1 protein-coding gene is annotated in these 1,231 nt (G+C 71.2%); it reads right to left on the minus strand.

Translation table 11 applies throughout. The features are described 5' to 3' along the window. Positions 1-18: 18 nt before the first annotated feature. Entirely contained in the window at positions 19-1,173 is a 1,155-nt protein-coding gene (locus FGE12_RS29935; protein WP_153870078.1) for an ISAs1 family transposase, read from the minus strand. Between the last annotated feature and the right edge of the window lie 58 nt (positions 1,174-1,231).

The raw sequence follows: 1,231 nt of genomic DNA on the forward strand, positions 1-1,231 counted from the left end.
GGGCAGGGCAAACGCATCTCAGGTCGAGGGAAGTCCGCCCTTTAGCAGGTGCAGGAGGTAGGCGTCGTTGCGGGCCGCGTGCGCGCGTTTGAGGGCGACGCCGAGGCGCACGCTCTTGTCCTGCTTCAGCAGCACGAGGGCGAGGCGGGTGAGGAGGGCGAGGTTTTCGGCCGCGCGGGCCTCGCGCACGCGCCGTCGGTCCTCGCCCATCTGCGCGTCGAGGCTCCAGTGCAGGCCATTCTCCACGCCCCAGTGGGCGCGCGCCGCGTGGGCGAGGCGCTTGGCGTGGGGCGGCAGGTTGCTGACGTAGGTGTGCCAGGCCACCTCCACGCGCCCACTTTTCAGGTGCCGCTCGCGGCGCACCAGCAGCAGGCTGCGCAGGCCGGGCCAGCTGCAGGGCCAGGCTTCGGGAGACAGCGCCCACGCCTCACGCACTTCAAAGCGCCCGTGGGCGTACTGACGGCTGCGGTGCACGCGGCGCGCGCCCTCGGGCAGCCCTCCCTGCCAGGCGAGCAGGACGCAGAGGCTTGCGGCAAAGCGGCGCAAGGGGCCGCGGTTGCCCTTGAGGCACAGCACGTAGTCGGCCCCCGCTCGCGTGCACGCGGCCGCGACGCCCTCCGTGCACCCGTTGGCATCCGCCGTCACCACCGCCCCCTCGAGGGCGAGCGCGTCGATGAGCTCGACGAGGCCCGCCACTTCCCCCGGCGCCCCTTCGACGCGCAGCTGCCCCAGCAAGAGGCACTGCTCGGTGGCCCACACGTGCACCAGGTACAGGGGATTGCCTCCCGGCTGCAGCGCGCCGCGCACCGCCTTGCCGTCCATCGCCACCACCTGGCCCCTCAGGGACTCGGAGAGCTGCTGGATGAAGAGGCGAAAGGCGCGCTCGAAGCCCTTGGGGCACAGCGCCCCGAAGATGCGCCGGAAGGTGTCGGCGCACGGCGTGCCCTCGCCCAAGTCCGTCTCCAGCCACTCCTCGAAGAGGGCACGTCGGTCGGCCACGAAGAGGGCCATGGCCTTGAAGCTGTCCGCCCCCATCAGCACACTGCACAGCGCCATCGCCAGCACGTGCTGAAGCGCGTACTTGCGCGTGCGCTGGGCGCGCGGGTCTCTGAGGCCCGCGAAGTGGCGGAGGATGAGACGGACGACAAGCTGGCCGGCTGCTTCTTTTCCCATCCCCCGCCAACAGCTAACCGCTTGTTATTACCTCCCGCGAGATGCGTTTGCCCTGCCC

Origin of the sequence: Aggregicoccus sp. 17bor-14, assembly GCF_009659535.1 — a bacterium.
GTDB lineage: Bacteria > Myxococcota > Myxococcia > Myxococcales > Myxococcaceae > Aggregicoccus.

Coding starts and splice junctions, on each gene's coding strand:
- FGE12_RS29935 (WP_153870078.1), bottom strand. CDS start 1,173: ATGGGAAAAGAAGCAGCCGGCCAGCTTGTCGTCCGTCTCATCCTCCGC.